The organism is Bacillus massilinigeriensis (assembly GCF_900111815.1).
GTDB classification, from domain to species: Bacteria; Bacillota; Bacilli; order Bacillales; family Cytobacillaceae; genus Mesobacillus_C; species Mesobacillus_C mediterraneensis.
The window spans coordinates 2292697-2315365 of the sequence record NZ_LT630004.1; the positions used below are offsets into that span (position 1 = coordinate 2292697).

Sequence of the window (22669 nt, forward strand, 5' to 3'; positions counted from 1 at the left end):
AAAAAAATCAAAAAACCCTTCCCGCCACGCTTGCAGAAACAGTTGCCGAATATGGCGGGGGTCCTGTGATAAGCTGGAAAGACGAGAGATTTTCAAAATGGGGGCTTGACTCCCTGATGAAGGAACAGTGGAAAGAACAGAACATTGATTATCTCGAATGGGACGATCAAAGAGGCAGCGAGAACATCAAACTTGCAGAGAAGGCGAATGTCGGCATCACAATCAGTGAAATTACGCTTGCAGAGTCCGGCACCGTTACACTTTTTACGGATAAGGATAAAGGACGATCCGTCAGCTTCCTTCCAGCCACTTATATTTGTCTAGTTCCAAAAAGCAGTATCGTTCCTCGCATGACCCAAGCAGCAAAAAAGCTGCGGGAACTTCACCTTGAAGGGAACAAAGTGTCATCCTGCATTAACTTCATAACAGGACCGAGCAACTCCGCTGATATCGAACTAAACCTCGTAGTCGGTGTTCATGGACCAATTAAAGCAACTTATATTGTTATTGAAGATTTATAAAAAAGCAGCCGTTTAGTGACTGCTCCAGAACGCAGACAAATCTCCATTGAATTTGTCTGCGTTTTTTTATATTCAATCCGCTTTGTAATCGGTTAGAAAACAAGACTTTTTCAAGAATCAGTTCTATTTCCCCAAAAACCACCTATTGTTCACAAGAAAGCGAGTCATAATGACAATTTTATAAAGCAGGTGGACCCACAATATATCATACAGGAGCAGACACTTTTCAAGAGAATAAGCGGCCACAAGGGCCGCTTATTTACATTGCCTTTTCCTGATATGATGCCGCCTGTTTCAGCTTCCGATCATAGACGGATGTGGTGAGCATAGCCCCAGCGAGCAGGAATACGAGAACCCCAAAAAGCATGGACATACCGTATAAATCGGCAACAATGCCGCCCAAAAGCGGTCCGACCATCCTCCCTGCTGTCGCTGTACTGTTAACGATGCCTTGGTAGAAACCTTCTCTTCCCTTTGGAGCAAGATCGTTCGCTATGGTTGGAACTGCTGGCCAGATGAGCATTTCACCGATTGTCAGAACAACCATCGCTCCTAGAAACCCTGCAAAGTTTCCTGCAGATGCGGAGATAAAGAAAGATAGGATAAAAATCAAGATGCCAATTAACATTTGGATTTTCAATGATTTTTCAAATGGACGTACAAGCCTGTTCACAATCGGCTGCCCTAAAACAATCAGCGCCCCATTCACCGTCCACAGGACACTGTATTGTCCGACTGAAACATTAAGTTCTCGTGCATATGCAGGAATGGTTGCTTGCCATTGAACATAAGCAACCCAGCACAGCAAGTAGCCTGCACTGATTGTCACCATCGCAAAAAGCTTGGCAGAGCTCCTGACAGGCCCATTCTCCTGAATGATGCTTGTCTGCTTAGGAACTGCTGACTGGATTCCGCGATAACCATAAATCGCAATAAGCAAAAAGGCGATATACATCAGCGTATTTGCCAAAAATATAAGATCGAACGAAATGGAAGCAATTACACCACCAAGTGCTGCTCCAAGTGCGACACCAAGGTTTTGGGCGATATAAATGGCATTGAAAGCTTTCCTTCCCCCCTCTTTCCACACTGAGCCTGCCATTGCATACATAGAAGGAAAGACAATGCCTGAGCCAAACCCTGCGATCGTGAGGAATGTGACATATGGTATCCAGTCATGCCAAAGGGTCAATCCCCCCAACGACAGGATGGTAATCGCAATCCCTAACAGAATGCTCCTGTAGCCTCCTATTTTGTCAAAAAGCGTACCTCCGATAAGATTTCCAACAACGGATGCCGCAGAATTTAACATAAGTACGACTCCAGCTACCGCCAAAGATTTACCAAGATATTCGTGAATGTAAATGGTGTTTAAAGGCCACAAAAAGGAAGAGCCAGTTACATTGACTGCCATTCCAATAACCAATAGCCATAAAGCTTTAGGCATATGTAAAACGCTCCTTTATCAAGATGCCAGATGTTTGCATCTCCAAGATATTTCGATTTCCAAAATATCATTTTAGTAGTTTTAAACCTATTTAGCAACATTTATTTGAGACCTAGCCTGATTTCTTAATACTAAAAAGCCGCACCCCCATAAGGCTGTGCGGCTTCACAATATTAAGATGATTGTTCCGGCTCTGGATGGAATTTCGACTTGACTGGCTGTCCACCGGACTGTTCATACTTCTTCTTGGCTCTCTTAATAGGATCTTGCTCTGAAGCCAAACTCCACATCCTGATTTCCGTTCCTAGTTTTCTGTTCTGGATTATTTTGTTTAGACCTTTTCTTCATTATGGGCCACCCTTCAATCTCTTTTTTGTCCGCTACGTTACCTTAAGATCATGCTATTTTGCAATTGCTGCAGTTGAAGCCTCATTCGGTGCAGGCGCTCACGCTGTTGGGAGTTGCAGCTAAGAGCCAATTTTGCCAGGTCATTATACGCCTCTTCCAATTCCATCATGGATTGTGTATATTCTTCTGTATTGTAATGTTCCTGCATGCTTGCCTTCTCATACTGTTCCCTTGCAGTAAGGATGCTCGTTTCACACTGTTGGATATGCTCTTCCACAGATTGCCGCGTTGCCACAAGCAAGCACCTCCTGATTATGGTATGAAGCTTTTGCTTCTTCTTTATTTTGTTCACTTCCCCTTTTCCTATCACAGTGGAGAGACACTTATTGCTTCCATTTATTTTTGTCCATTGGATAGGGCGAACGCTTCATGATACAATTCTTCTGATGGATTGCGGAATAACGGCAATGCCTGGATTATGCAAAATGAGGAGTAGGAAGATGAATCGTATTAACCCATTTCCATATGCTTATGACCAAAAAAGGTATCATACATGGAATTACCATTTGCGCCAGACTTTCGGACAGAAAATTTTCAAGATAGCTTTGGATGGTGGTTTTGACTGTCCAAATAGGGATGGAACCGTCGCTTATGGCGGCTGTACTTTCTGCAGTGCTGCCGGCTCAGGTGATTTTGCGGGTGACAGGCGCCAAGAAATATCAGAGCAATTTCAAAGAGTAAAGGAAAAGATGCATACAAAATGGAAAGACGGAAATTACATGGCTTATTTTCAAGCTTATACGAACACGCATGCGCCGGTCTCTGAATTGCGAGTGATGTTTGAAGCAGCCCTCTCTCAAGATGGTGTTGTCGGACTGTCAATCGCTACGAGGCCTGATTGTCTTCCAGATGATGTAGTCAATTACTTGGCAGAATTAAGCGAGAGAACCTATCTCTGGGTGGAAATGGGTCTGCAAACCATCCATGAACAGACAGCGTTACTTGTTAACCGCGCACATGATTTTTCAATGTATGTAGAGGGTGTTGAAAAGCTTCGCCAACATGGAATCAGGGTTTGCACCCATATCATCAACGGTTTGCCGAAGGAATCAACAGCCATGATGCTTGAAACAGCCAAGGAAGTGGCAAAACTTGATGTACAGGGAATTAAAATACACTTGCTTCATTTACTTAAAGGAACACCTATGGTCAAGCAATACGAAAAGGGCTTATTGAAATTCCTTTCATTTGAAGAGTATGTCAAGCTAGTCTGTGACCAGCTTGAAATACTGCCTCCAGAAATGATTGTTCACCGAATTACAGGAGATGGACCAATTGATTTGATGATTGGACCAATGTGGAGTGTGAATAAATGGGAAGTATTGAACGCTATTGACGCAGAACTCAAAAAGCGGAATAGTTGGCAAGGTAAATTTTACCTGTCAGAGGAGGAAGCAAAATGAAGCTAGAACGTATTCTTCCGTTCGCGAGACACCTGCTTGAAAAAGCAATTTCCCATGGAAGCGTTGCAATTGATGCAACTGTTGGGAATGGCCATGATACGATTTTCCTTGCTGAACTCGTTGGTGATACCGGAAAAGTGTTTGGCTTTGATATCCAGGAAGCTGCTCTGACGACATGCAAAGAAAAGCTGCTCGCTAAAAACCTTCAGGGGAGAGTTGAGCTTTTTCATAAAGGCCACGAGCACGCAAATTCCTGTATCCCTTTTGCGTATCACGGAAAAGTGGCTGGTGCCGTTTTCAACCTAGGCTATTTGCCTGGCGGGGACAAATCGATTGTAACCATGCCGGAAACAACAATTCGCGCTGTCGAGCGTATTTTTGACATGATGGCCCCGGAAGGTATAATTGTCTTAGTCATTTACCATGGCCATCCGGAAGGAAAGACAGAGAAGGACAAACTGCTGCAGTTTTTAGAAACGGTTGAGCAAGAAAAGGCTCATATCCTGCGTTACGAATTCATGAACCAAAAAAACAGCCCGCCGTTCATCATTGCAATGGAAAAGCGATGACGAAACGGGAGGCTCTGCGTTTATTTTACAAAGGAACGGACAAGCGAGGCAGGTATACGCTTTTGCAGTGAACGATATACAAGACCGTTAAGATAAAAGAAATAGCTGATATGCCCACCGCTTTTGATCATGTTTTTCGCAAGCTTTTTCACTTTATCCTGACGGAGTACCTTTTCGTCAGAAAGGTATACTCCAAGCAAACCTCGATTGATCAGCTGATGGAACTTTCGATGAGGTAGATTAAATGTATGGCGATCAGCATTTTCCATGAAGTGAAGAAGCCTGTTGAAAAGGGCTTCTTCATTTTCGTAATAAAAACAAAAATTTAAATCGCCTTCTTTTAAGTCTTCATCCTGGTCAATAAAATAGTCGAGAAGAATATGCAAACCCTGTATATACGGAAAATACCCTTTTCTGATACTCTCTGCAAACTCCGGTCGAAAGTCTTCCCTCATGGCATAGGAAACAAGGCAAAATACCCCAAGAGTGGAGCCGGTACATGCAGAAAACTCGTACCATTGCATATCAGGGATTTTATCACGATTGGAATCGAACCAATTCTGAAGCCTTTCAACTCTCTCTCCTTTATCCACATGCTTATGTACTTGAAGGTCACAGTAATACCCGCAAAGTTCGCTGAGATGTTCTTTGATTTCGCAGTAGCTCGCAACATCTGCAAGCATACTTCTGCAGACGCTAACAAGCTCCCTTAAATAGCCGCCATCATTGCGATCCTCTCTACTTCGGTAATAATCGCGAAGTTCTCCATTCACATTTAGTGCATCCTGCATCGATTCATGAAGTGCTGAAAAATCTTCAGGATCAAGAGAGGTGCTTCTGTCACAAAGATTGTCAAGATAATCACTGATCGTCTGATAGGCAACGATGAACCGAATAGCTTCTGGTCGCTTCTCTTGAGCAATCAAGCTAAGGATGCTGCCACCTTCACAATGAAAGGTTTTATCCTCAATGCTGGCAAGCGCCTGTTTTCTCAGCTCTACATTTGGTATAGCTTCTGCTCTTTTCTTCCAGTAATTCAATTCCCGATGAACTTGCGGCAGCACTTTGCGATAGACACGGTACATCAGAGCTATTGGCATGGATGGTATCGACATGGACTGCTCCTTTCTAGTATACATAGCCAATTGCTTTTAATTGGCTAATGACAAAATCCTTGGCATATTCGAAGACTTCTTCCCTTTCTGGTTCATTGAACACTTCATGATAACACTTTGGCCATTCCTTATATCTTTTTTCAGAAAGCGGAGTGTGGTTAAACCATTCCTTCACCGCACGTTTGTCCACAATTTTATCTTCCCCACCTTGCATTAATAGCATCGGGATATCCTGAATTTTCCCGATTTCTTCAAAAGCCTTTTCCATAGCCTCAAGGAGTTCGCGGTACCATCTAACAGAGACTTTTGTGATATAAAGCGAGTCATGCATATCTGCCTCAAGGACGTCTTTGTTTCTCGTCGCCATCTCGACAGAAAGACCCGGTGCCATCCTGAATGATGGAACAACAGTATTCATAACGACAGAAAGTAAATTCAAAGGTTTGGATGGATAGTTAACAAGGCCAAGGCAAGGGGATGACAGAATGACCCCTGCAATGTCTGTCCTGTACTTCTGAAGAAGACGGATTGCAATAAGTCCCCCCATACTATGTCCGACAAGAAAGACAGGCAGATCAAATTGGTAGGCTGCATCAAGCCATTCTTTGACCTCTTCAAGATATTCTTCAAAATCTTCAATATGCCCTCTGTCTGCTCTTGTTGTCATACCTTGTCCAGGCAAGTCCCCCATAATGACGTGAAACCCTGCTTTTCGCCACATTTCAATTAGCCAACCGTAACGGCCATGATGTTCGAGGGCACCGTGAATCATGACAACTACTGCTCTCGCTTCTCCTTCTGCTTCCCATTTCCACATGAAGATCAGCACCTACCTTTTTCTTTCACAACTGATAAAAGAACTATAATATATAATTAACCGGAAAAGAAAGCGAGGACTGTTTTCCAGCTTTCCTTTTGGAAAAAAAATGATTGGAGTGCAATTCATTGATTTATCCTTATCATGATAAGCTGCCCAAAATAGCTTCTTCCGTTTTTATCGCTGACTACGCTACGATCACAGGAGATGTAGAGATTGGCGAAGAATCGAGTGTATGGTTCAATTGTACAATCCGAGGGGATGTCGCTCCAACGGTTATCGGAAAAAAAGTGAATATCCAAGATAATTCGGTTCTACACCAAAGTCCAAAGAATCCTTTAATCCTTGAGGATGAAGTGACAATCGGACACCAGGTGATCCTACATAGCTGCATAATCCGAAAGAAAGCCTTAATCGGAATGGGTTCCATTATCCTCGACCGAGCTGAAATTGGTGAAGGAGCATTCATCGGCGCAGGAAGCCTTGTTCCGCAGGGAAAGAAAATCCCTCCAAATACTCTTGCTTTCGGCAGGCCTGCAAAGGTCATACGTGAACTGACAGCTGACGATATTCATGATATGGAAAGAATCAGCCGCGAATATGCAGAAAAGGCTCAATACTACCGATCACTTCAAAAGAAAGATTGAAAACTTTACCGCATCACCGCAGTGGGGGCAGTCCCCCACTGCGGTGATGCGGTAAAACCCCCTAGATAAAATCCCTCTAACCCCTCATTACTATCTTTTATTTCCACACGCTTTATCTCCTATTGCCTAACCTATCCGTTCTATTTCCATTCGGCTATTTCGCTATTCCCTTTTTACCTGCATTCCCCTTAACTATAGAAGGAATATGCCGATATAAATCTTATATACCATACTCTGCTAGTAAACAAAACATTCGCTTTTTCAAGGGTGATTCTATGCTTTCATTATACATGACAATTGCTTTAACTTCTGCAGCTTCCTTGCTCATCATTCTGCTGTTTTACCGGAGGCCAAGGAGATTTTTTTCGATGGCGCTCATCATACTGTTTGGAGCTGTTGCTTTTTATGCAGCGGAAAGCTCCTTTGATAGCGGAGTTGCTAAAGCCGTGGATTCTGTCAAGGGATGGATCGCGACAAAACCGGAAATCAATAATCCATCTTCAACAAAAAAACAATACCCTGCTATCAAGCTGAAAGAGTCGGTCCTCCTCGATGTTCCCGCTATATCACAACTGCCAGAACTGGAAAGAGGTTGTGAAGTTACAAGTCTCACTATGCTCCTCCGCCATGCAGGGGTCGATGTAGATAAAACGGAACTTGCGAAGGAAATAAAAAAGAATGGAGAAAAGCGTCACGTCATTGACGGCGTAATCCATTACGGCCATCCAAACGAAGGGTTTGTCGGCAATATGCACACCCGTAAGGAATATGGCTTAGGCGTTTATCATAAACCTGTAGCAGAACTCGCTGAAAAGTACATGCCTAACAGGATTAAAGACTTGACAGGAGTCCATTTTGAAGAACTGAAAATCCCTCTTTCTGCCGGAAAGCCTGTTTGGGTAATAATCAATACTCGATATCAGCAACTCTCACCAAACGAGTTCGAAACATGGAAAACTCCACAAGGTGAGATAAAGATTACTTACAAAGAACATTCTGTCCTCTTAACGGGATACAATCAAAGCTATATCTACTTCAATGACCCGCTAACCGGTGAAAAAAATAAAAAAGCACCCATTTCCAACTTTACGGAAGCATGGGTGCAAATGGGAAAGCAAGCAATAACCTACCTTCCCTAAAATAAATTATAATGTTTGGAACGTTTTTTCCATCTCATACTCCTTTTGAAAGGAGTATTTTTTTTCGACATAAACATCATGCCATAACATGAACATTAGAACCGTCCAGATTTTTCGGCTATTATCTGCTTTGTTCTGGCAGTGGTCATCAAGCAACTGCAGGACATACGATTTGTTGATGAGATGATCCGTGTTGCTTTCTTTGATCAGGTTCTTTGCCCATCCATTCATTTCATCTTTCAGCCAATGGCGGATTGGAACAGGAAACCCAAGTTTTTTCCGATCAAGCACATGCGCTGGAACTACACCTTCCGCAGCTTTGCGCAAAATGTACTTTGTAGTCCCATTGGCAGTTTTCAGGCTCGTTGGAATTTTCGATGCTGTTTCAAATACTGCTTTGTCCAAGAAAGGAACCCGAAGTTCCAATGAATGTGCCATGGTCATTTTATCTGCTTTAAGAAGGATATCCCCTCTCATCCACGTATGAATATCGATATATTGCATTCGGTCAACAGGGTCGTATCCTCTGCTTTCCGCATACAAAGGCTTGGTTATATCCGTATAATGCAGTCCTTCTTGGTAGACGTTCATGAGCTCCCGCTTTTCTTTCTCTGTGAACATCTTCGCGTTTCCAATATAACGCTCCTCCATCGGGGTAACGCCGCGTTCGAGGAAGCTCTTCCCCTTCATTCCCTTAGGCATGATCTTTGCGATAATTTTCAGCAATGATTTGCCGATAGCTGGAATCTTATTAAAAATTTCTAGGTCTTGAGGTTCTCGATAGATGTTATAGCCTCCGAACAGTTCATCGGCTCCTTCACCTGAAAGAACAACCGTTACATGCTTCCTTGCTTCTCTCGCAACAAAATAGAGTGGAACACATGCTGGATCTGCAAGCGGATCGTCCATATGCCACATGATTTTCGGCAGCTCTTCCATATACTCTTGTGGTGAAATAATATAGCTGATATTTTCGACCCCAAGCTTGTCAGCTGTTTCTTTTGCAACATCTACTTCACTGAAACCATTGCGTTCAAATCCAACAGAAAACGTCTTGATTGCAGGATGGAATTCCTTTGCAATCGAAGCGATGATGGAAGAATCAATACCGCCTGAAAGGAAAGAACCGACCGGCACATCGCTCCGCATATGGATTTTAACCGAGTCAAACATTACATCGCGGATTTCCTTGATAAACGTATCCTCCGACTTGTACACCGGCTGGAAGTTTGCTTTCCAGTAGCGTTCAATTTTCATTGGGCCACCGATTTTTTTCGTAAAGAAATGACCAGGCTCCAGCTTATGGATACCTTTTGACATAGTATCAGGCTCTGGTACAAACTGATACGTTAAATAGTGCTGCAATGACTGATAATCAAGGACATCATTCTCCAACGCGAGGAGGATGCTCTTTTTCTCTGAACCGAAGAACGTTCTTTCCCCATCTTCGAAATAAAAGAATGGTTTAATCCCAAAAGGATCTCTAGCGCCAAATAGCTGCTGCTCCTGTTTATCCCAAATAACGAAAGAAAACATGCCGCGGAGCCTACTCACTGCCTTCTCCTTCAGGTGGCTGTACAACGCAATGATTACTTCTGTATCCGAATGCGTTGCAAATTCCAAGCCTTCCTGCAAAAGTTCGTCTCTAAGCTCTACATAGTTATATACTTCTCCATTAAAAATGATCCAGTATCGCTCATTTTCATAGGTGAGGGGCTGATGGCCACACTCGATGTCAATGATGCTAAGACGGCGGAAACCAAACTGAATATGTTCATCATCATAAAAACCATCGTCATCAGGTCCCCTGTGAGTGATCACATCATTCATATTTTTAAACAGCTGTTTCTGTTCAGCAGTGTATTTATGTGTATTTTCGTGTACACAACCGATAAAGCCACACATTATGTACGTCACCTTCTCCGTTCCAAAAGAATAATATTGCTGTGCATAAAAAGTGCTATTTCGCACTATATAATACTAACACTAAATGTATTCGCTTTGCATCAATGAAGGAAAAAAATAAAGAATTGGATAAATATCACTATTATTCCAGTCATAAAAAAAAGCTGGCGACCGCAAAAAGTGCAGACCCAGCTTTTTTATTTGTTAAATGTTAGCTTGTTTGCGTAGTTGTCCTGCTTTATCTGTACGCTCCCAAGGAAGATCGATATCCGCCCTGCCAAAATGGCCGTAAGCAGCTGTCTGCTTATAAATAGGCCTGCGCAGGTCGAGCATTTTGATGATTCCTGCAGGGCGCAAGTCGAAGTTTTTGCTGACAAGGTCTGTCAAAACATCTTCGCTCACTTTGCCTGTACCGAATGTATCAACCGCAATAGAAACTGGCTTTGCAACACCGATGGCGTATGCAAACTGCACTTCCACTTTATCAGCGAGACCAGCTGCAACAATGTTTTTGGCAACGTATCGTGCAGCATAGGCAGCAGAGCGGTCAACCTTTGTAGGATCCTTACCGGAGAACGCACCGCCACCGTGACGTGCATAGCCGCCATATGTATCGACGATAATCTTACGGCCAGTAAGACCGGCATCTCCTTGAGGACCACCAATAACGAAACGGCCAGTTGGGTTGATGAAGTACTTAGTATTTTCATCAATCAGTTCTTTCGGAACTACAGGGTTGATGACATACTCTTTCAAATTACGCTGAATCTGGTCAAGCGTTACTTCTGGATGGTGCTGGGTAGAGATAACGATTGTATCGATTCTAACAGGTTGGTTGTTTTCATCATACTCTACCGTTACCTGGGTTTTTCCATCTGGGCGCAGGTATGGAAGCAGCTCATCTTTGCGTACCTCCGTCAGCCTGCGTGCAAGCTTATGTGCCAAAGAGATTGGAAGAGGCATAAGTTCCTTTGTCTCATTGCACGCAAATCCGAACATAAGGCCTTGGTCGCCTGCTCCAATCGCTTCGATCTCTTCATCAGACATTTGGCCTTCACGGGATTCAAGCGCTTTGTCTACACCCATTGCAATATCCGCTGACTGTTCGTCAATCGAAGTAAGCACAGCGCAAGTCTCAGAATCGAATCCGTATTTCGCCCGTGTATAACCAATATTCTTGACTGTCTCACGAACAATTTTCGGGATATCGACGTAAGTGCTTGTTGTAATTTCTCCAGCAACCAATACCAAACCTGTTGTAACAGAAGTTTCAGCAGCGACACGAGCATTTGCATCCTTTGAAAGGATCGCATCAAGAATTGCATCGGAAATTTGATCGCAAATCTTGTCAGGATGGCCTTCAGTCACTGACTCGGAAGTGAACAAACGGCGTTTTGTTGACATCTTGTTTCCTCCTTAATATATGGAAATGTTAGGACCCCCCACCAGGTCCGACTTTGATACGGTACTCATTCCCTTAGTAGTATGAAATAAACCCAGAGATATTATTAGGAATATGGCTGTTGAAAAAGTGTCCGCCAATGTCAGCAAGGCCATTCACTTTTTCTTTTCCACTCCCAATCAAGGCACCTTATAAGGTTTTTATGTTCCGCCACCTTCGGAAAATCGGCATAAAAAAACCCTTCCATCATCTATTGAGGAAAGGGTTTTGGCTTCAAATCCGCGCCTTTCACTCTTATCGTTCAAGGGCTGTCCCCTTGCCTCAGGTTAGCACCTTTGCTAAAAAGCACAGCAATTTTGCTGTTTACTTTCTGCAGGTTGCTGGGTTTCATAGGGCCTGTCCCTCCACCAGCTCGGGATAAGAGAGTATCCGTTCAAGTCAAAATAATACGCAATGAAACACCAGATGTCAATGATTTTATGAATCCCTAATGGAACAAGTATCATCAGTGCATTTATCATGGAAAAAAAGGTGCCGGTTTTTAGCTATCAGTCTATAAATCGGTACTCCCCAAATTGGAACAAACGGCATATAAAGGAGGAGAGCAACAGGGAAAGTCACAGGGAATAAGAGAAGCACCTTCCTAACCCCATAAAACCCCTTTAAAACTTCTCCATTTTCCAAGACAACATGGATTTCTTCTCTTAAATCCTCTGCGGAAAATTGGATGCTGTTCCACTCTTCAAGCGGAGTCCAATTCGCCTTCGCGAGCCAATCTAACTTTTTCATCCTTTTCATTGAATTGGTACATAACGAACATGTTGAATCGTATAAAACAACAACCTTAGCCACTCCATCCCCCCCTTTTTTCTTCCTTATATTATATTTTAACATTCTTAAAAAGGGGCAAAAAAGATGTATAGTTTTTCATTCGATTAGTATAGACTAATGATTTCAATGTGCTATACTGTTCAATGAGATGGAAATGCTTACAACTATATAATAATTTTTTAATAAAGGAAGGTATTCTTGAATGACATCTACAAGTGTATCGAATGAGGTTTCCCAGCTTCTTTCAGGGAAAAACGTCCATATGCAACTGTCTGTTCCTAAACTGACAGAAAAAGTCCTTTCCAGAGGAGAAGGAATCCTTACATCAACAGGTGCTGTGCGGGCTACAACAGGTAAATACACTGGACGCTCGCCTAAAGACAAATTCATTGTCGAAGAGGCATCTATAAAAGATAAGATCGACTGGGGCCCAGTTAATCAGCCAATTTCTGAAGAAGTTTTTTCAAACTTGTACAATAAAGTATTAAACTATCTCAAAGAAAAAGAAGAAGTATTCGTGTTTAAAGGCTTTGCAGGGGCTGATACAAAATCTCGCTTGCCTATCCAAGTAATCAATGAATATGCCTGGCACAATCTTTTTGCCCATCAGCTGTTCATCAGGCCGACCGAAGAAGAACTAGAAAACCATAAGTCTGAGTTCACAGTCATTTCAGTTCCAAATTTCAAAGCAGATCCGGAAGTGGACGGCACAAGGTCTGAAACGTTCATCATTGTTTCTTTTGAACAAAAAGTTGTGTTAATTGGCGGTACTGAGTATGCAGGGGAAATGAAGAAATCCATTTTCTCCGTCATGAACTACCTGCTTCCTGAGTCTGGAATTATGCCGATGCACTGCTCAGCCAATGTAGGCGCTGAGGGAGACGTTGCCTTGTTTTTTGGTCTTTCCGGTACTGGGAAAACAACGCTTTCGGCCGATCCGACAAGACGCTTGATTGGCGATGATGAACATGGTTGGTCTGCCAATGGTGTATTCAATATTGAAGGCGGCTGCTATGCTAAGTGCATTAGCCTATCCCGCGAAAAAGAACCGCAAATTTTCGATGCTATCCGCTTCGGTTCGGTACTCGAGAATGTTGTTCTTGATGATAACACTCGCTTGGCAGACTACGACGATGGATCTCTTACAGAGAACACAAGGGCTGCATATCCAATCCAAGCAATGGAAAATATTGTAGAGCCAAGCATTGCAGGACATCCGAATGCAATCGTATTCCTGACAGCAGATGCCTTCGGCGTATTACCTCCGATTTCAAAGCTGACAAAGGAGCAAGCAATGTACCATTTCCTAAGCGGATACACTTCAAAGCTTGCAGGTACAGAGCGGGGCATCACTTCTCCTGAAGCAACCTTCTCCACATGCTTTGGGTCACCGTTCCTTCCGCTTCCTGCTACTCGCTATGCAGAAATGCTTGGCCAGAAAATTGATGAGCACGGTGCAAATGTCTATCTCGTTAATACAGGCTGGACTGGCGGAGAGTACGGTACCGGCAGCCGAATGAAGCTTTCTTATACTCGCGCGATGATCCATGCTGCGCTCGAGGGCGAATTGAACAATGTGGAAACCGTTAAGGACGAGAACTTCGGCCTTGCAATTCCACTTCACGTGCCGGGAGTGCCTGATGATGTTCTTCAACCTGTAAAGACATGGGCTAATGAAGAAGAATATCACGAGAAAGCGAAAGAGCTTGCAATGAAATTCCGCGAGAACTTTAAAAAGTTCGAAAATGTCTCCAATGACATCGTTGAAAAAGGCGGCCCTGTCAACTCTCGATAGACGACTAAAGAAAGGTCAGCTGCAATAATGGCAGCTGACCTTTTTAATTTGTGCTTTTTAGGGAAAGTAACTGGTACATCAAATTTGTTTCACCATTGGTCCATTCCACTTTTTTCACCACTGCTTGACCAATGAGATCGCCTTCTATCGTTTTCTTAACTTCCAATGGGATATCAAGCGGATAAAGACGGTATCCATCCTTTTTCAATGTGAACCAATTATCTTCCTCTCTCTTTTCTCTCCCTTTTGTTACAATCATTGTATTCAGCTCCAAAGGCATCCCCATGAACATCCGCTCCTTTTTATTTCTCGCTCTAATCTTAACATGCTCCCCTTTGATTTTTCATCCATTCCGTCAAAGCTTTAACAACCTTGCGATTGACCAAAGGCGGGAAGTAATGCGTGTAAGCATCGTAATACCATGCAGTTACCGGCTTTTTAAGTTCCTTTAATTTTGTTTCAAGCCTTTTGGCATGCTCCAATGAAACATTACTATCCTTAGCACCGTGAATGATAAGCACCGGAACAGCCATCTTCTCTAAATGAGCTAGCGGCGTGCGATACATATATCTTTCTGGAAACTTCCCCGGCGTTCCTCCAATCACCCTCTTCAACATTCGCCTTAAGTCTTTTCTTTCTCCGTATGTAAGGAACATATCGCTCACGCCGCCCCATGTAACTACCGATAAAGCATCAGGATAACGGAGCGCAGTAAGAAGAGCCATTACTCCCCCTCTTGAAAAACCGAATATATGCACACCATCTACCCATGGCAGTGATTGCAGCAGCTCGTATGCTGCGAAGGCATCCTGACGATCCTCCCCGGCAAAATCCTCTCGCCCTTCTCCTCCTTGATTTCCTCTGTAAAAAGGAGCGAAAACCGTGAAGCCCTCTGCTGCAAACTGTGCGATGCGAGCGGGTCGCACCTTTCCTACACTCTTTATTCCTCCCCGCAAGTATAAGAAGCCTTCCCTGCCTGATCCATCCAGCGGTGCAGCCATCAGCCCCTTGACATTCAAGCCTCCTGCCATATATGTAACACTTTCCATCCTGACCTTTGGGTTTGGGGAAGGAAACGCAGACATTGAAACTATTCGACGCTTTCTCTCCATCCTCGTTCCTCCTTTCATTCATCATATATGGGCATACACACATTTTTCAGCTATTCATACACTACCATAAAAGATGTTTTCGAAAAAATTCAAAGGAGGCACCCTAAATGAAGAAAGTGTTGAAAGCCTCACTCCCCTTCCTGCTGATGATTCTTCTCGTCATCCCGTTCGCTGCATGCAGCAAGGAAAAAATGCAAACAGTCAGGGTCGCAGAGGTCACACGTTCTATTTTTTATGCTCCCCAATATGTTGCGTTAGCCAAGGGATTTTTTAAAGAAGAAGGATTGAAGGTGGACCTGAAGACTACTTGGGGCGGTGACAAGACAATGACTGCCCTGCTGTCAAACGGGGCTGATATTGCTCTTGTCGGCTCTGAAACCTCCATTTATGTGTATGCTCGCGGTTCAAACGACCCTGTTATTAATTTTGCCCAACTCACTCAAACAGATGGGACTTTCCTTGTATCAAGGAAAAAAATCGATCATTTTACATGGGATCAACTGCAAGGAAAAACCTTCCTAGGGCAAAGGAAAGGCGGCATGCCACAGATGGTAGGGGAGTACGTGTTGAAGAAACACGGAATCGTACCAGAAAAGGATGTAAAGTTGATTCAGAATATTGACTTTGCGAATGTTGCAAATGCTTTTGCCTCCGGAACAGGAGATTTCGTGCAGCTTTTCGAACCTACTGCAAGCATTATGGAAAAGGAAGGAAAAGGATATATTGTTGCATCGTTCGGCTCTGAATCCGGTCATGTCCCTTACACTACTTTCATGACTAAAAACAGCTATATAAAAAGCAATAAAGCAACGATTGATAAATTTACAAGAGCTATTTACCGGGCACAGCAATGGGTAGATTCCCACAGCGCAGAGGAAACGGCAAAGGTCATCCAGCCATTCTTTAAAGATACGGATACGGAACTTCTTGCAACAGTAGTGGATCGCTATAAAAAGCAAGAATCATTTGCTACAGACCCTGTCCTTGGCAAGAAAGAATGGAACAATCTCAAAAACATCATGAAAGAAGCAGGAGAGCTTCCAAAGGACGTTCCGCACAAAATACTAGTAGATACTGAAATTGCAAAAAATGCGATGAAGTGAGGTGCAATGATGGAGTTTTTGACGCTAAGTAATATACATCATATTTATTTTACCAAAACATCTGCGACAACCGCGATAAAGGATATTAACTTGGAAATCGCAAAAGGTGAGTTTATTTCCATCCTCGGCCCAAGCGGGTCCGGAAAGACAACCTTGCTCTCCATTATTGCAGGATTAATACAGCCAACAGAGGGCCGTTTGCTCCTTGATGGCCATCCTCCTGGAAGCGGGCATCAAGGAATTGGTTACATGCTACAGGAGGATTATCTTTTTCCTTGGAAGACAATCGAAGAGAATATCCTTCTTGGTCCCAAGATCACAGGAACACTGGATGCCTCTACGAGGGAAAAAGCAATTCTGCTGCTCGAACAAATGGGATTAAGAAACGTTCTATCCTCCTACCCTAAGGAATTGTCAGGAGGAATGCGGCAAAGGGTAGCCTTGGTGCGCACACTTGTAACAGATCCTAAGCTGCTCTTGCTTGATGAGCCATTTTCCGCCATTGATTATCAGACAAAACTGAAACTTGAGGATCTTGTTTCCAGTACTCTGAAGCATTTTCAAAAAACTGCAATCCTTGTCACGCATGATATCGGAGAAGCAATTGCAATGAGCGACCGAATCGTCATGATCAGCCCTCTTCCAGGGACCATACACAAAATCTTTGAGGTGCCAGCTGAATTAAGAGATATAAGTCCATTCATGGCAAGGCAGCATCCATTCTTTAACGAGTTTTTCCAGACCATTTGGAAGGAGCTGGAGTCACTTGAATCCAAAACTTAAAGCAGAAATCCTCCACGACGAATACCGAAAAAAACTAACTAGGGAAAACAGGACTGTTCGTTCCTTCCAACTGCTAATCTTTATTGCATTTCTCTCCTTATGGGAAGCTTCTAGCAGGATAGAGCTCATTGATCCATTGCTTTTTAGCGCCCCGTCTAAAGTCTGGAATTTATTCCTCGACAAACTTGCTGATGGCAGTCTCGCAGCAAACCTAGGCATAACCTTAACGGAAACAGTTGTAGGTTTTCTGCTCGGTACTCTTTTAGGCACCCTTCTTGCAGCTGCCCTATGGTGGTCGCCGATGCTATCTAGAATTCTAGATCCTTACCTTGTTATCATGAATGCAATGCCAAAAGTGGCGCTCGGTCCCATCCTGATTGTTGCACTCGGGCCGACCTTAACTTCCATCGTTGCGATGGGGGCGATCATTTCCGTTATTATCACCACCATTGTTGTGTATACAGCCTTCCGGGAAGTGGAGCCCAATTATCTCAAAGTGCTTAGAACAGTAGGTGCTTCCCGCTACCATTGCTTCCGGGAGGCAGTTCTGCCTGCATCATTCCCAACAATCATTTCCACTCTGAAAGTAAATGTCGGATTGTCATGGGTGGGGGTTATTGTCGGTGAATTTCTTGCTTCTGCTAAAGGTCTAGGTTATATGATTATTTATGGATTCCAAGTGTTCGATTTCACCCTTGTTCTGTTATCTCTTCTGATCATCGCCGTGTTCGCAACCCTAATGTACCAAGGAGTGGAACTGCTTGAGAAGAAACTGATCAAAAATAATTAAAAGCCCTCTTCATTTTCAGGGGGTTTTTGTCCTTTTACATCCATATTTGACGCCAGTTGTAGGAGCACAAATTTCATTACATCATCCTTCATGATAAAGCTGTATTCTTCTCCAAACCTTTCTGTAAGAAGATTACATTCCCGCAACACTGGTCCTTCCGTTTCAAAATAATGACTGCGGGACCATAACGATTGAATTTCTGCATGATAAATTCTTTTAATAAAGGATGCACTAGAGCCTGTAACCTTGTATTCACCAACGAATGATAATTTCCTTAGAATGGCTCCCGTTTCTTCCATTACTTCTCGACAGGCTGCTTCTTCGAGCGTCTCGCCTGGTTCTCTTTTTCCCCCGGGAAACTCAAGCCCTCGTTCCTTATGTTTTGTTAAAAGCCATTTCCCTTCATAACTGCAAACAACAAGTACATGCTCCGGTTCTCTCTCAAAGCTGTTTTCTCTATAGGTAAAATTGATTTTTTTTCCTTCTTTATCAATGAATTGTTTCAACCTGCATCCCCCGATTCATCCATCTCCTCCATATTATAAAGGAAAAAAAGGACAGCTTGTACCTTGCTGCCCTGGATTCATGAAAGCTCCGGTAAAATCCCCATGCTCTCAATATGCTTTTTTGCTTCTGGATCTCCTAGTTGGTATATCGTCCTGTAAATGTCTATCAGAAGCCTGTCTTGGGCGTCATTTTGCTTATCGTAATGATACTGCACATAAGGAACATGCGCCCTCAAGAAATTTTGCCAGTCCACTGAGTAATTTTGTTCGAAAATCTCCCTAAGCGCAATGATTTCCTCATCATTTGCCTCTATTGTATAATTCCAAACAGAAGAACTCCTACTTTGGGTAATTTCCCCACTGCCTATATCGATATAATATCTTTTTTTCTCACCTGCCATCTGTCTCACCCCTTTATCTAAAGGTTTCCGCCAAAAGGCCTTGATTATTCGGCGAATTATGTCGGAAAAACATGCTCTAAAATTTTTTTCTCATCCCCTTTCCATGTTAAAATAAGATTAGAGTAATAGATGGATGCTCCTATTTAACAATAAATAGGAATAAATGAACCGGTTCAGGGTATTAAATACATATAAGCTAAAAAAGAGAACGAAGAAAAAAGATCAAGGAAAGAAAGGAGGATGGCATATGAAACTCATTGATGAACTGTATGAATTATATCGGAATAAATTGACAGGTGACGAGGAAGATATTGATATGCTTGCCTTTGCATTTTTAGAAGAGATGACCAGGGATGATTTAATTAAGCTCATTCAAGAGCTCGATACGCAGGAGCTTTATAATCTTATGGGCGTCTATCTAATTGAAAGCCTTAAAGGAAAATTTGCTCAAGATGAATTCGGCCAGCATCCTGCTCCACTTTACCCTTCAAGAAATATCCATTAAAAAATACATATTTCACCCAGGCCCCTGAACGCGGGTCTTTTTATTTCGACCATGTAAAAAGGAACAGCCCTCAGCAGACTGTTCCTTTTTAAGACAAATAAGCTCGGAACATCCATAGATGCTTACGAAGGCTTTTCATCACTCCGAGCAGCATGTCAGCAGTACCCTCATCTTGAGCCTGCTCTGCCAACTTGATTCCTTCTTGCAGTTCTTCTGCAGTTTTGGAGAAGTCTTCACTAAGGGTGCGGATCATTTCTGTTTCATTTTCACTCCCTGTTGCCTCAGATACAGATGACATCTCTAAACATTCTTTCATTGTTGCGACCGGCTTGCCGTTCAGCGCAAGAATTCTTTCTGCAAATTCGTCAATAATGACAGCTGCTTCATTGTAAAGCTCTTCAAACTTTTCATGCAGCGTAAAAAACTGTGGTCCTTTCACGAACCAATGATAGTTATGTAACTTTACGTAAAGAACTGTCCAGTTAGCTACCTGCTTGTTAACAGATTGTATTAATTCTGCAGACATAATTATCATCTCCTCCTTCTATTCATATACCCTATTTTCCCAACTTCTAAACATTTTCCATGCTTTCAGGATAGAGAACATGATAAAATCATTTTGAGACAAAGGGGGTTTTTTTATGTATACAGTACTTATTATTTCCATCATTATTGTCCTGCTCGTGCTTATCCTTGCAGTTTTGACAACTTCCAAAGCATATAAATTCAAGCATACTGTCGACCCGGTTAAACCGCATTCTGATGAATCGGAGAAAAATGAGAAAGACTAATGAGAAAGACTAATGTTAGAAAGGAGGATACCATTAAGGCATCCTCCTTTCTTCATAAGCTTTATGCAAATACTTTTTTCAATTCTTCTTTATCCTGCTCAAGCCAGAATCGCATCAATTTCTTTGCACCTTCTAAATCATGAAGCTTTGCCTGGCCGCACTGCGCTTCGTTAGCAGCTGGTATTTCTGTGACTTCCACTGATTCCTTCATTGTTGCATCAAGCAATTCAATTACTTCCTCCACTGAAGGCGTCCCGCTCACAACAAGATAGTATCCTGTCTGGCAGCCCATAGGTGATATATCAATAATGTCAAAATGATCGTATTTTTCCGCATGTCCCCTTAAGTTAAACGCAAGCAGGTGTTCAAGTGTATGAATCGTATCAGGCTTCATCGCCTGTTTGTTCGGCTGGCAGAAACGGATATCAAATTTGTTGACGATGCCGTCTGTTCCAACTTTGTGCACTCCGCAGTGCCTGACATATGGAGCATTAACCGCATTATGGTCTAACTCAAAACTTTCAACTGATGGCATGGTGATTCACTCCTTTTTCATTGCTTTTCCCCATTATACAATAAATTCCGAGTTAATTCATCAGTTTACACAGATATTTCATTTTTAGACGGATTGCTCGATATATGCTATGTTTATTTCAGGGAGGAGAGTCGTTTTGTTCAAGAAAGGAATACTGAAACTAATTCGCTTTTACCAGGTCGCAATATCACCGCTTAAGCCTCCATCATGCCGTTTTTATCCTACATGTTCTCAATATGGGCTAGAATCCGTCACACGTTTTGGTGTTTTCAAGGGCTCACTGATGACCATCATTAGAATATTGAAATGCCAGCCGCTTCATCCTGGTGGACACGATCCCGTCCCCGAGAAATGGCCGGTACGAAAACGAAAAGGAACGGAAAAGGAGAACGATCAGGATTGATAGCCATCAACCACTACATCTAGCTTACCTGTCCCCGGATCAATGACAAGACCGTGCACAGGAATATCCCTTGGCAGTAGTGGGTGCTTCTTGATCATTTCCACACTGTGAGCGACACTTTCCGAGACATTATCAAATCCGTGCAGCCACTCTTTTATATCTATGCCCGAATACGTGAGGGTTTCCAGCGTTTCTTCTTGTATCCCTCTGGCCTTCATTGAATCTATGACTGTCTCGGGTTTCATCCCGCTCATTCCGCAGTCATGATGCCCGATAACTAGTACTTCCTCTGCTTGAAGCTGATAAACTGCCACAAGCAAGCTTCTCATGATACTCCCAAAAGGATGCGTAACAAGCGCGCCTGCATTTTTTACAATTTTGACATCCCCGTTTCCGACATTCAGAGCCTTAGGAAGCAATTCCAGAAGCCTGGTATCCATGCAAGTTAAAATAACCATTTTTTTGTTCGGAAATTTCGTTGTCGAAAACTGTTCATACTTTTTTTCTAAAACGAACTTCTCATTATAATCCAGAATTTGCTGCAGTGTTTTCATCTCCCATTACCTCCGTATCCTACTGTATTCTAAATAAGAATACAGCAATTTTCTCTTCAAGTGAACTCTCTTGATTTTTGTGCATGAATTAGGTAACATACAAAGAGTAAATCGTAATCATTACGAATTAATAATAACTATGCGGAGGAAATCATGAAGAAATTTCGTTTATTTGCATCACTGCTCCTCGGAGCAAGCCTACTCTTAACAGGCTGTTCCGGCTCACAAAATGCACAAGAGAAAGACAAGGATAATGTGGTGGAGATTTATACAACCGTGTATCCATTGCAGTATTTTGCTGAAAGGATTGGCGGTAAGGATGTATCCGTAGAAACGATATATCCTCCAGGAGCCGATGAACACACGTTTGAACCTTCACAAAAGGATATGATGGAACTAGCTGATTCAGACTTGTTTATCTATGTAGGACTTGGACTTGAGGGGTTTGTAGAGAAAGCAAAGGAAACATTAAAAAACGAAGATGTAAAGCTTATTTCTGCCGGAAGCGAACTCCAGCTAGGAAATCGTGTTAAAGACCAGGAAGAACAGGAACATGAAGAACATGAAGAAGATGGACATCAGCATGGAGATGTAGATCCGCATGTTTGGCTTGATCCTCAATATGCCAAAGCCATGGCGATAGAAATTAATACACGGCTAGGTGAAGTCCTCCCTTCAAAAAAGAAACAATTCGATGAAAATTATCAGCAGCTTGCCGGCGAACTTGACTCGCTTGATAAAAAATTCAAGAACACACTTTCCGATACAAAGCACGATGAGTTTCTCGTTTCCCATGCAGCATACGGCTATTGGGAAGATCGATATGGCATTGAGCAAACAAGCATCTCTGGATTGTCCACAACTAACGAGCCTTCGCAAAAAAAACTGGGAACCCTTGTTACACATGCGAAAAAGGAAGGAATAAAATATGTGCTCATGGAGCAAAACTTCGAGTCCCGAATTGCCGAAACAGTACGGAAAGAATTAAATGCAAAGAAATTAATTCTCCACAATCTTTCGGTTTTAACAGAAGAAGATATTGAAAAGGGCGAAACGTATTTTACTCTTATGGAGAAAAACCTGAAAACGCTTGATAAAGCATTGAACGAATAAATATTCCCTCCGGATTTTATTCTCGATATACCAAATCATCCGTACATTACCTGACTTCCTTTCAAAATAATGAA

At 42.7% G+C, this 22669-nt stretch carries 27 protein-coding genes, 1 pseudogene and 1 riboswitch; of the genes and pseudogenes, 13 read left to right on the plus strand and 15 right to left on the minus strand.

Going from position 1 to position 22669, the window contains the following annotated elements; genetic code table 11:
- The coding region (locus tag BQ5796_RS11915; protein ID WP_071460447.1) for a LutC/YkgG family protein at window positions 1–521 on the plus strand (521 nt) is incomplete at its 5' end.
- A gap of 259 nt (window positions 522–780) precedes the next feature.
- Here the strand turns inward: BQ5796_RS11915 and BQ5796_RS11920 are convergent.
- The 3 genes and pseudogenes from BQ5796_RS11920 to BQ5796_RS11930 all read right to left on the minus strand — a co-directional run bounded on the left by BQ5796_RS11920 (window position 781) and on the right by BQ5796_RS11930 (window position 2611).
- Window positions 781–1968 (minus strand): MDR family MFS transporter, encoded by a 1188-nt coding sequence (locus BQ5796_RS11920; RefSeq protein ID WP_071460448.1) that lies wholly within the window; start codon window positions 1966–1968, stop codon window positions 781–783.
- Window positions 1969–2141: 173 nt separating this feature from the next.
- Window positions 2142–2316: pseudogene (locus BQ5796_RS11925) on the minus strand (glycogen biosynthesis protein GlgD).
- A 37-nt stretch (window positions 2317–2353) separates the two neighbouring features.
- Window positions 2354–2611: a YtzC family protein gene (locus tag BQ5796_RS11930; protein WP_071460449.1), complete on the minus strand. Its 258-nt coding sequence runs from the start codon at window positions 2609–2611 to the stop codon at window positions 2354–2356.
- A gap of 205 nt (window positions 2612–2816) precedes the next feature.
- Between BQ5796_RS11930 and mnmL the strand changes: the two genes are divergently transcribed.
- Both mnmL and mnmM read left to right on the plus strand, forming a co-directional pair.
- Entirely contained in the window at window positions 2817–3779 is a 963-nt protein-coding gene (mnmL, locus tag BQ5796_RS11935) for a tRNA modification radical SAM protein MnmL/YtqA (protein WP_071461281.1), read from the plus strand.
- A complete protein-coding gene (gene mnmM, locus BQ5796_RS11940; protein WP_071460450.1) occupies window positions 3776–4348 on the plus strand; it encodes a tRNA 5-(aminomethyl)-2-thiouridylate-methyltransferase MnmM in 573 nt (190 codons plus the stop codon). The genes mnmL and mnmM overlap by 4 nt, the downstream gene beginning before the upstream one ends.
- A gap of 20 nt (window positions 4349–4368) precedes the next feature.
- On the opposite strand, the gene BQ5796_RS11945 is transcribed toward mnmM, so the two are convergent.
- Both BQ5796_RS11945 and BQ5796_RS11950 read right to left on the minus strand, forming a co-directional pair.
- Entirely contained in the window at window positions 4369–5463 is a 1095-nt protein-coding gene (locus tag BQ5796_RS11945) for a tetraprenyl-beta-curcumene synthase family protein (RefSeq protein ID WP_071460451.1), read from the minus strand.
- A 13-nt stretch (window positions 5464–5476) separates the two neighbouring features.
- The gene (locus tag BQ5796_RS11950) at window positions 5477–6280 is read right to left on the minus strand and encodes an alpha/beta hydrolase (RefSeq protein WP_071460452.1); all 804 of its coding nucleotides are present in this window, start codon (window positions 6278–6280) and stop codon (window positions 5477–5479) included.
- Window positions 6281–6408: 128 nt separating this feature from the next.
- On the opposite strand from BQ5796_RS11950, the gene BQ5796_RS11955 reads away from it, so the two are divergent.
- A complete protein-coding gene (locus BQ5796_RS11955) occupies window positions 6409–6927 on the plus strand; it encodes a gamma carbonic anhydrase (protein WP_071460453.1) in 519 nt (172 codons plus the stop codon).
- A 275-nt stretch (window positions 6928–7202) separates the two neighbouring features.
- On the plus strand, window positions 7203–8066 hold the full coding sequence (locus BQ5796_RS11960) for a C39 family peptidase (protein WP_200792882.1): 864 nt from the start codon (window positions 7203–7205) through the stop codon (window positions 8064–8066).
- Window positions 8067–8072: 6 nt separating this feature from the next.
- On the opposite strand, the gene asnB is transcribed toward BQ5796_RS11960, so the two are convergent.
- The 3 genes from asnB to BQ5796_RS11975 form a co-directional block, all read right to left on the minus strand.
- The gene (gene asnB / locus BQ5796_RS11965) at window positions 8073–9971 is read right to left on the minus strand and encodes an asparagine synthase (glutamine-hydrolyzing) (protein WP_071460454.1); all 1899 of its coding nucleotides are present in this window, start codon (window positions 9969–9971) and stop codon (window positions 8073–8075) included.
- 204 nt (window positions 9972–10175) lie between these two features.
- Window positions 10176–11375, minus strand: a complete 1200-nt coding sequence (gene metK, locus BQ5796_RS11970) for a methionine adenosyltransferase (protein WP_071460455.1) — start codon at window positions 11373–11375, stop codon at window positions 10176–10178.
- 289 nt (window positions 11376–11664) lie between these two features.
- Window positions 11665–11797: riboswitch (SAM riboswitch) on the minus strand.
- A gap of 53 nt (window positions 11798–11850) precedes the next feature.
- On the minus strand, window positions 11851–12225 hold the full coding sequence (locus BQ5796_RS11975; RefSeq protein WP_234969336.1) for a thiol-disulfide oxidoreductase DCC family protein: 375 nt from the start codon (window positions 12223–12225) through the stop codon (window positions 11851–11853).
- 181 nt (window positions 12226–12406) lie between these two features.
- On the opposite strand from BQ5796_RS11975, the gene pckA reads away from it, so the two are divergent.
- Window positions 12407–13999 carry a phosphoenolpyruvate carboxykinase (ATP) gene (pckA, locus tag BQ5796_RS11980; protein ID WP_071460457.1) on the plus strand — a complete coding sequence of 531 codons (1593 nt, stop codon included), beginning with the start codon at window positions 12407–12409 and terminating at the stop codon, window positions 13997–13999.
- 43 nt (window positions 14000–14042) lie between these two features.
- Here the strand turns inward: pckA and BQ5796_RS11985 are convergent, their stop codons facing one another.
- Together BQ5796_RS11985 and BQ5796_RS11990 are read right to left on the minus strand one after the other, a co-directional pair.
- Entirely contained in the window at window positions 14043–14285 is a 243-nt protein-coding gene (locus BQ5796_RS11985; protein ID WP_071460458.1) for a DUF2584 domain-containing protein, read from the minus strand.
- 34 nt (window positions 14286–14319) lie between these two features.
- A complete protein-coding gene (locus BQ5796_RS11990; protein WP_071460459.1) occupies window positions 14320–15111 on the minus strand; it encodes an alpha/beta hydrolase family protein in 792 nt (263 codons plus the stop codon).
- 107 nt (window positions 15112–15218) lie between these two features.
- Here BQ5796_RS11990 and BQ5796_RS11995 point away from each other — a divergent pair, with 107 nt between their 5' ends.
- Genes BQ5796_RS11995 through BQ5796_RS12005 form a run of 3 tightly spaced genes read left to right on the plus strand, consistent with a single transcriptional unit; the run spans window position 15219 to window position 17787 of the window.
- Complete coding sequence (locus BQ5796_RS11995; RefSeq protein ID WP_071460460.1) at window positions 15219–16214, plus strand: ABC transporter substrate-binding protein; 996 nt, start codon at window positions 15219–15221, stop codon at window positions 16212–16214.
- Window positions 16215–16223: 9 nt separating this feature from the next.
- Window positions 16224–16997: an ABC transporter ATP-binding protein gene (locus tag BQ5796_RS12000; RefSeq protein WP_071460461.1), complete on the plus strand. Its 774-nt coding sequence runs from the start codon at window positions 16224–16226 to the stop codon at window positions 16995–16997.
- Entirely contained in the window at window positions 16981–17787 is an 807-nt protein-coding gene (locus BQ5796_RS12005; RefSeq protein WP_071460462.1) for an ABC transporter permease, read from the plus strand. The genes BQ5796_RS12000 and BQ5796_RS12005 overlap by 17 nt, the downstream gene beginning before the upstream one ends.
- Here the strand turns inward: BQ5796_RS12005 and ytkD are convergent.
- A complete protein-coding gene (gene ytkD / locus BQ5796_RS12010; RefSeq protein ID WP_071460463.1) occupies window positions 17784–18293 on the minus strand; it encodes an RNA deprotection pyrophosphohydrolase in 510 nt (169 codons plus the stop codon). The two genes, BQ5796_RS12005 and ytkD, sit on opposite strands and share 4 nt — an antisense overlap.
- A gap of 77 nt (window positions 18294–18370) precedes the next feature.
- Window positions 18371–18694 (minus strand): hydrolase, encoded by a 324-nt coding sequence (locus BQ5796_RS12015; RefSeq protein ID WP_071460464.1) that lies wholly within the window; start codon window positions 18692–18694, stop codon window positions 18371–18373.
- A 247-nt stretch (window positions 18695–18941) separates the two neighbouring features.
- Between BQ5796_RS12015 and BQ5796_RS12020 the strand changes: the two genes are divergently transcribed.
- Window positions 18942–19199, plus strand: a complete 258-nt coding sequence (locus BQ5796_RS12020; protein ID WP_071461283.1) for a DUF6154 family protein — start codon at window positions 18942–18944, stop codon at window positions 19197–19199.
- Window positions 19200–19287: 88 nt separating this feature from the next.
- Here BQ5796_RS12020 and BQ5796_RS12025 read toward each other — a convergent pair whose 3' ends face one another.
- A complete protein-coding gene (locus BQ5796_RS12025) occupies window positions 19288–19725 on the minus strand; it encodes a Dps family protein (protein WP_071460465.1) in 438 nt (145 codons plus the stop codon).
- Window positions 19726–19840: 115 nt separating this feature from the next.
- Between BQ5796_RS12025 and ytzI the strand changes: the two genes are divergently transcribed.
- Entirely contained in the window at window positions 19841–19990 is a 150-nt protein-coding gene (gene ytzI, locus BQ5796_RS17410) for a YtzI protein (RefSeq protein ID WP_074033960.1), read from the plus strand.
- Window positions 19991–20051: 61 nt separating this feature from the next.
- Here the strand turns inward: ytzI and BQ5796_RS12030 are convergent, their stop codons facing one another.
- A complete protein-coding gene (locus tag BQ5796_RS12030) occupies window positions 20052–20525 on the minus strand; it encodes an S-ribosylhomocysteine lyase (protein WP_071460466.1) in 474 nt (157 codons plus the stop codon).
- Between the two features lie 136 nt (window positions 20526–20661).
- Between BQ5796_RS12030 and yidD the strand changes: the two genes are divergently transcribed.
- Window positions 20662–20928 carry a membrane protein insertion efficiency factor YidD gene (gene yidD / locus BQ5796_RS12035; protein ID WP_234969337.1) on the plus strand — a complete coding sequence of 89 codons (267 nt, stop codon included), beginning with the start codon at window positions 20662–20664 and terminating at the stop codon, window positions 20926–20928.
- On the opposite strand, the gene BQ5796_RS12040 is transcribed toward yidD, so the two are convergent.
- Window positions 20919–21482: a beta-class carbonic anhydrase gene (locus tag BQ5796_RS12040; RefSeq protein WP_071460468.1), complete on the minus strand. Its 564-nt coding sequence runs from the start codon at window positions 21480–21482 to the stop codon at window positions 20919–20921. The genes yidD and BQ5796_RS12040 overlap by 10 nt on opposite strands.
- A gap of 153 nt (window positions 21483–21635) precedes the next feature.
- Here BQ5796_RS12040 and BQ5796_RS12045 point away from each other — a divergent pair, with 153 nt between their 5' ends.
- Complete coding sequence (locus BQ5796_RS12045) at window positions 21636–22595, plus strand: metal ABC transporter solute-binding protein, Zn/Mn family (RefSeq protein ID WP_200792883.1); 960 nt, start codon at window positions 21636–21638, stop codon at window positions 22593–22595.
- Window positions 22596–22669: the final 74 nt, after the last annotated feature.

Bases quoted from the DNA above. Each gene is read 5' to 3' on its own strand.
- BQ5796_RS11950 (WP_071460452.1), bottom strand. From the start codon at position 6,280: ATGTGGAAATGGGAAGCAGAAGGAGAAGCGAGAGCAGTAGTTGTCATG.
- BQ5796_RS11995 (WP_071460460.1), top strand. From the start codon at position 15,219: ATGAAGAAAGTGTTGAAAGCCTCACTCCCCTTCCTGCTGATGATTCTT.
- asnB (WP_071460454.1), bottom strand. From the start codon at position 9,971: ATGTGTGGCTTTATCGGTTGTGTACACGAAAATACACATAAATACACT.
- BQ5796_RS11945 (WP_071460451.1), bottom strand. From the start codon at position 5,463: ATGTCGATACCATCCATGCCAATAGCTCTGATGTACCGTGTCTATCGC.
- BQ5796_RS12030 (WP_071460466.1), bottom strand. From the start codon at position 20,525: ATGCCATCAGTTGAAAGTTTTGAGTTAGACCATAATGCGGTTAATGCT.
- ytzI (WP_074033960.1), top strand. From the start codon at position 19,841: ATGTATACAGTACTTATTATTTCCATCATTATTGTCCTGCTCGTGCTT.
- mnmL (WP_071461281.1), top strand. From the start codon at position 2,817: ATGAATCGTATTAACCCATTTCCATATGCTTATGACCAAAAAAGGTAT.
- BQ5796_RS12000 (WP_071460461.1), top strand. From the start codon at position 16,224: ATGGAGTTTTTGACGCTAAGTAATATACATCATATTTATTTTACCAAA.
- BQ5796_RS11960 (WP_200792882.1), top strand. From the start codon at position 7,203: ATGCTTTCATTATACATGACAATTGCTTTAACTTCTGCAGCTTCCTTG.
- pckA (WP_071460457.1), top strand. From the start codon at position 12,407: ATGACATCTACAAGTGTATCGAATGAGGTTTCCCAGCTTCTTTCAGGG.
- BQ5796_RS11990 (WP_071460459.1), bottom strand. From the start codon at position 15,111: ATGGAGAGAAAGCGTCGAATAGTTTCAATGTCTGCGTTTCCTTCCCCA.
- metK (WP_071460455.1), bottom strand. From the start codon at position 11,375: ATGTCAACAAAACGCCGTTTGTTCACTTCCGAGTCAGTGACTGAAGGC.
- mnmM (WP_071460450.1), top strand. From the start codon at position 3,776: ATGAAGCTAGAACGTATTCTTCCGTTCGCGAGACACCTGCTTGAAAAA.
- BQ5796_RS12025 (WP_071460465.1), bottom strand. From the start codon at position 19,725: ATGTCTGCAGAATTAATACAATCTGTTAACAAGCAGGTAGCTAACTGG.
- BQ5796_RS11985 (WP_071460458.1), bottom strand. From the start codon at position 14,285: ATGGGGATGCCTTTGGAGCTGAATACAATGATTGTAACAAAAGGGAGA.
- BQ5796_RS12045 (WP_200792883.1), top strand. From the start codon at position 21,636: ATGAAGAAATTTCGTTTATTTGCATCACTGCTCCTCGGAGCAAGCCTA.
- BQ5796_RS12040 (WP_071460468.1), bottom strand. From the start codon at position 21,482: ATGAAAACACTGCAGCAAATTCTGGATTATAATGAGAAGTTCGTTTTA.
- BQ5796_RS12015 (WP_071460464.1), bottom strand. From the start codon at position 18,694: ATGGCAGGTGAGAAAAAAAGATATTATATCGATATAGGCAGTGGGGAA.
- BQ5796_RS11920 (WP_071460448.1), bottom strand. From the start codon at position 1,968: ATGCCTAAAGCTTTATGGCTATTGGTTATTGGAATGGCAGTCAATGTA.
- BQ5796_RS12020 (WP_071461283.1), top strand. From the start codon at position 18,942: ATGAAACTCATTGATGAACTGTATGAATTATATCGGAATAAATTGACA.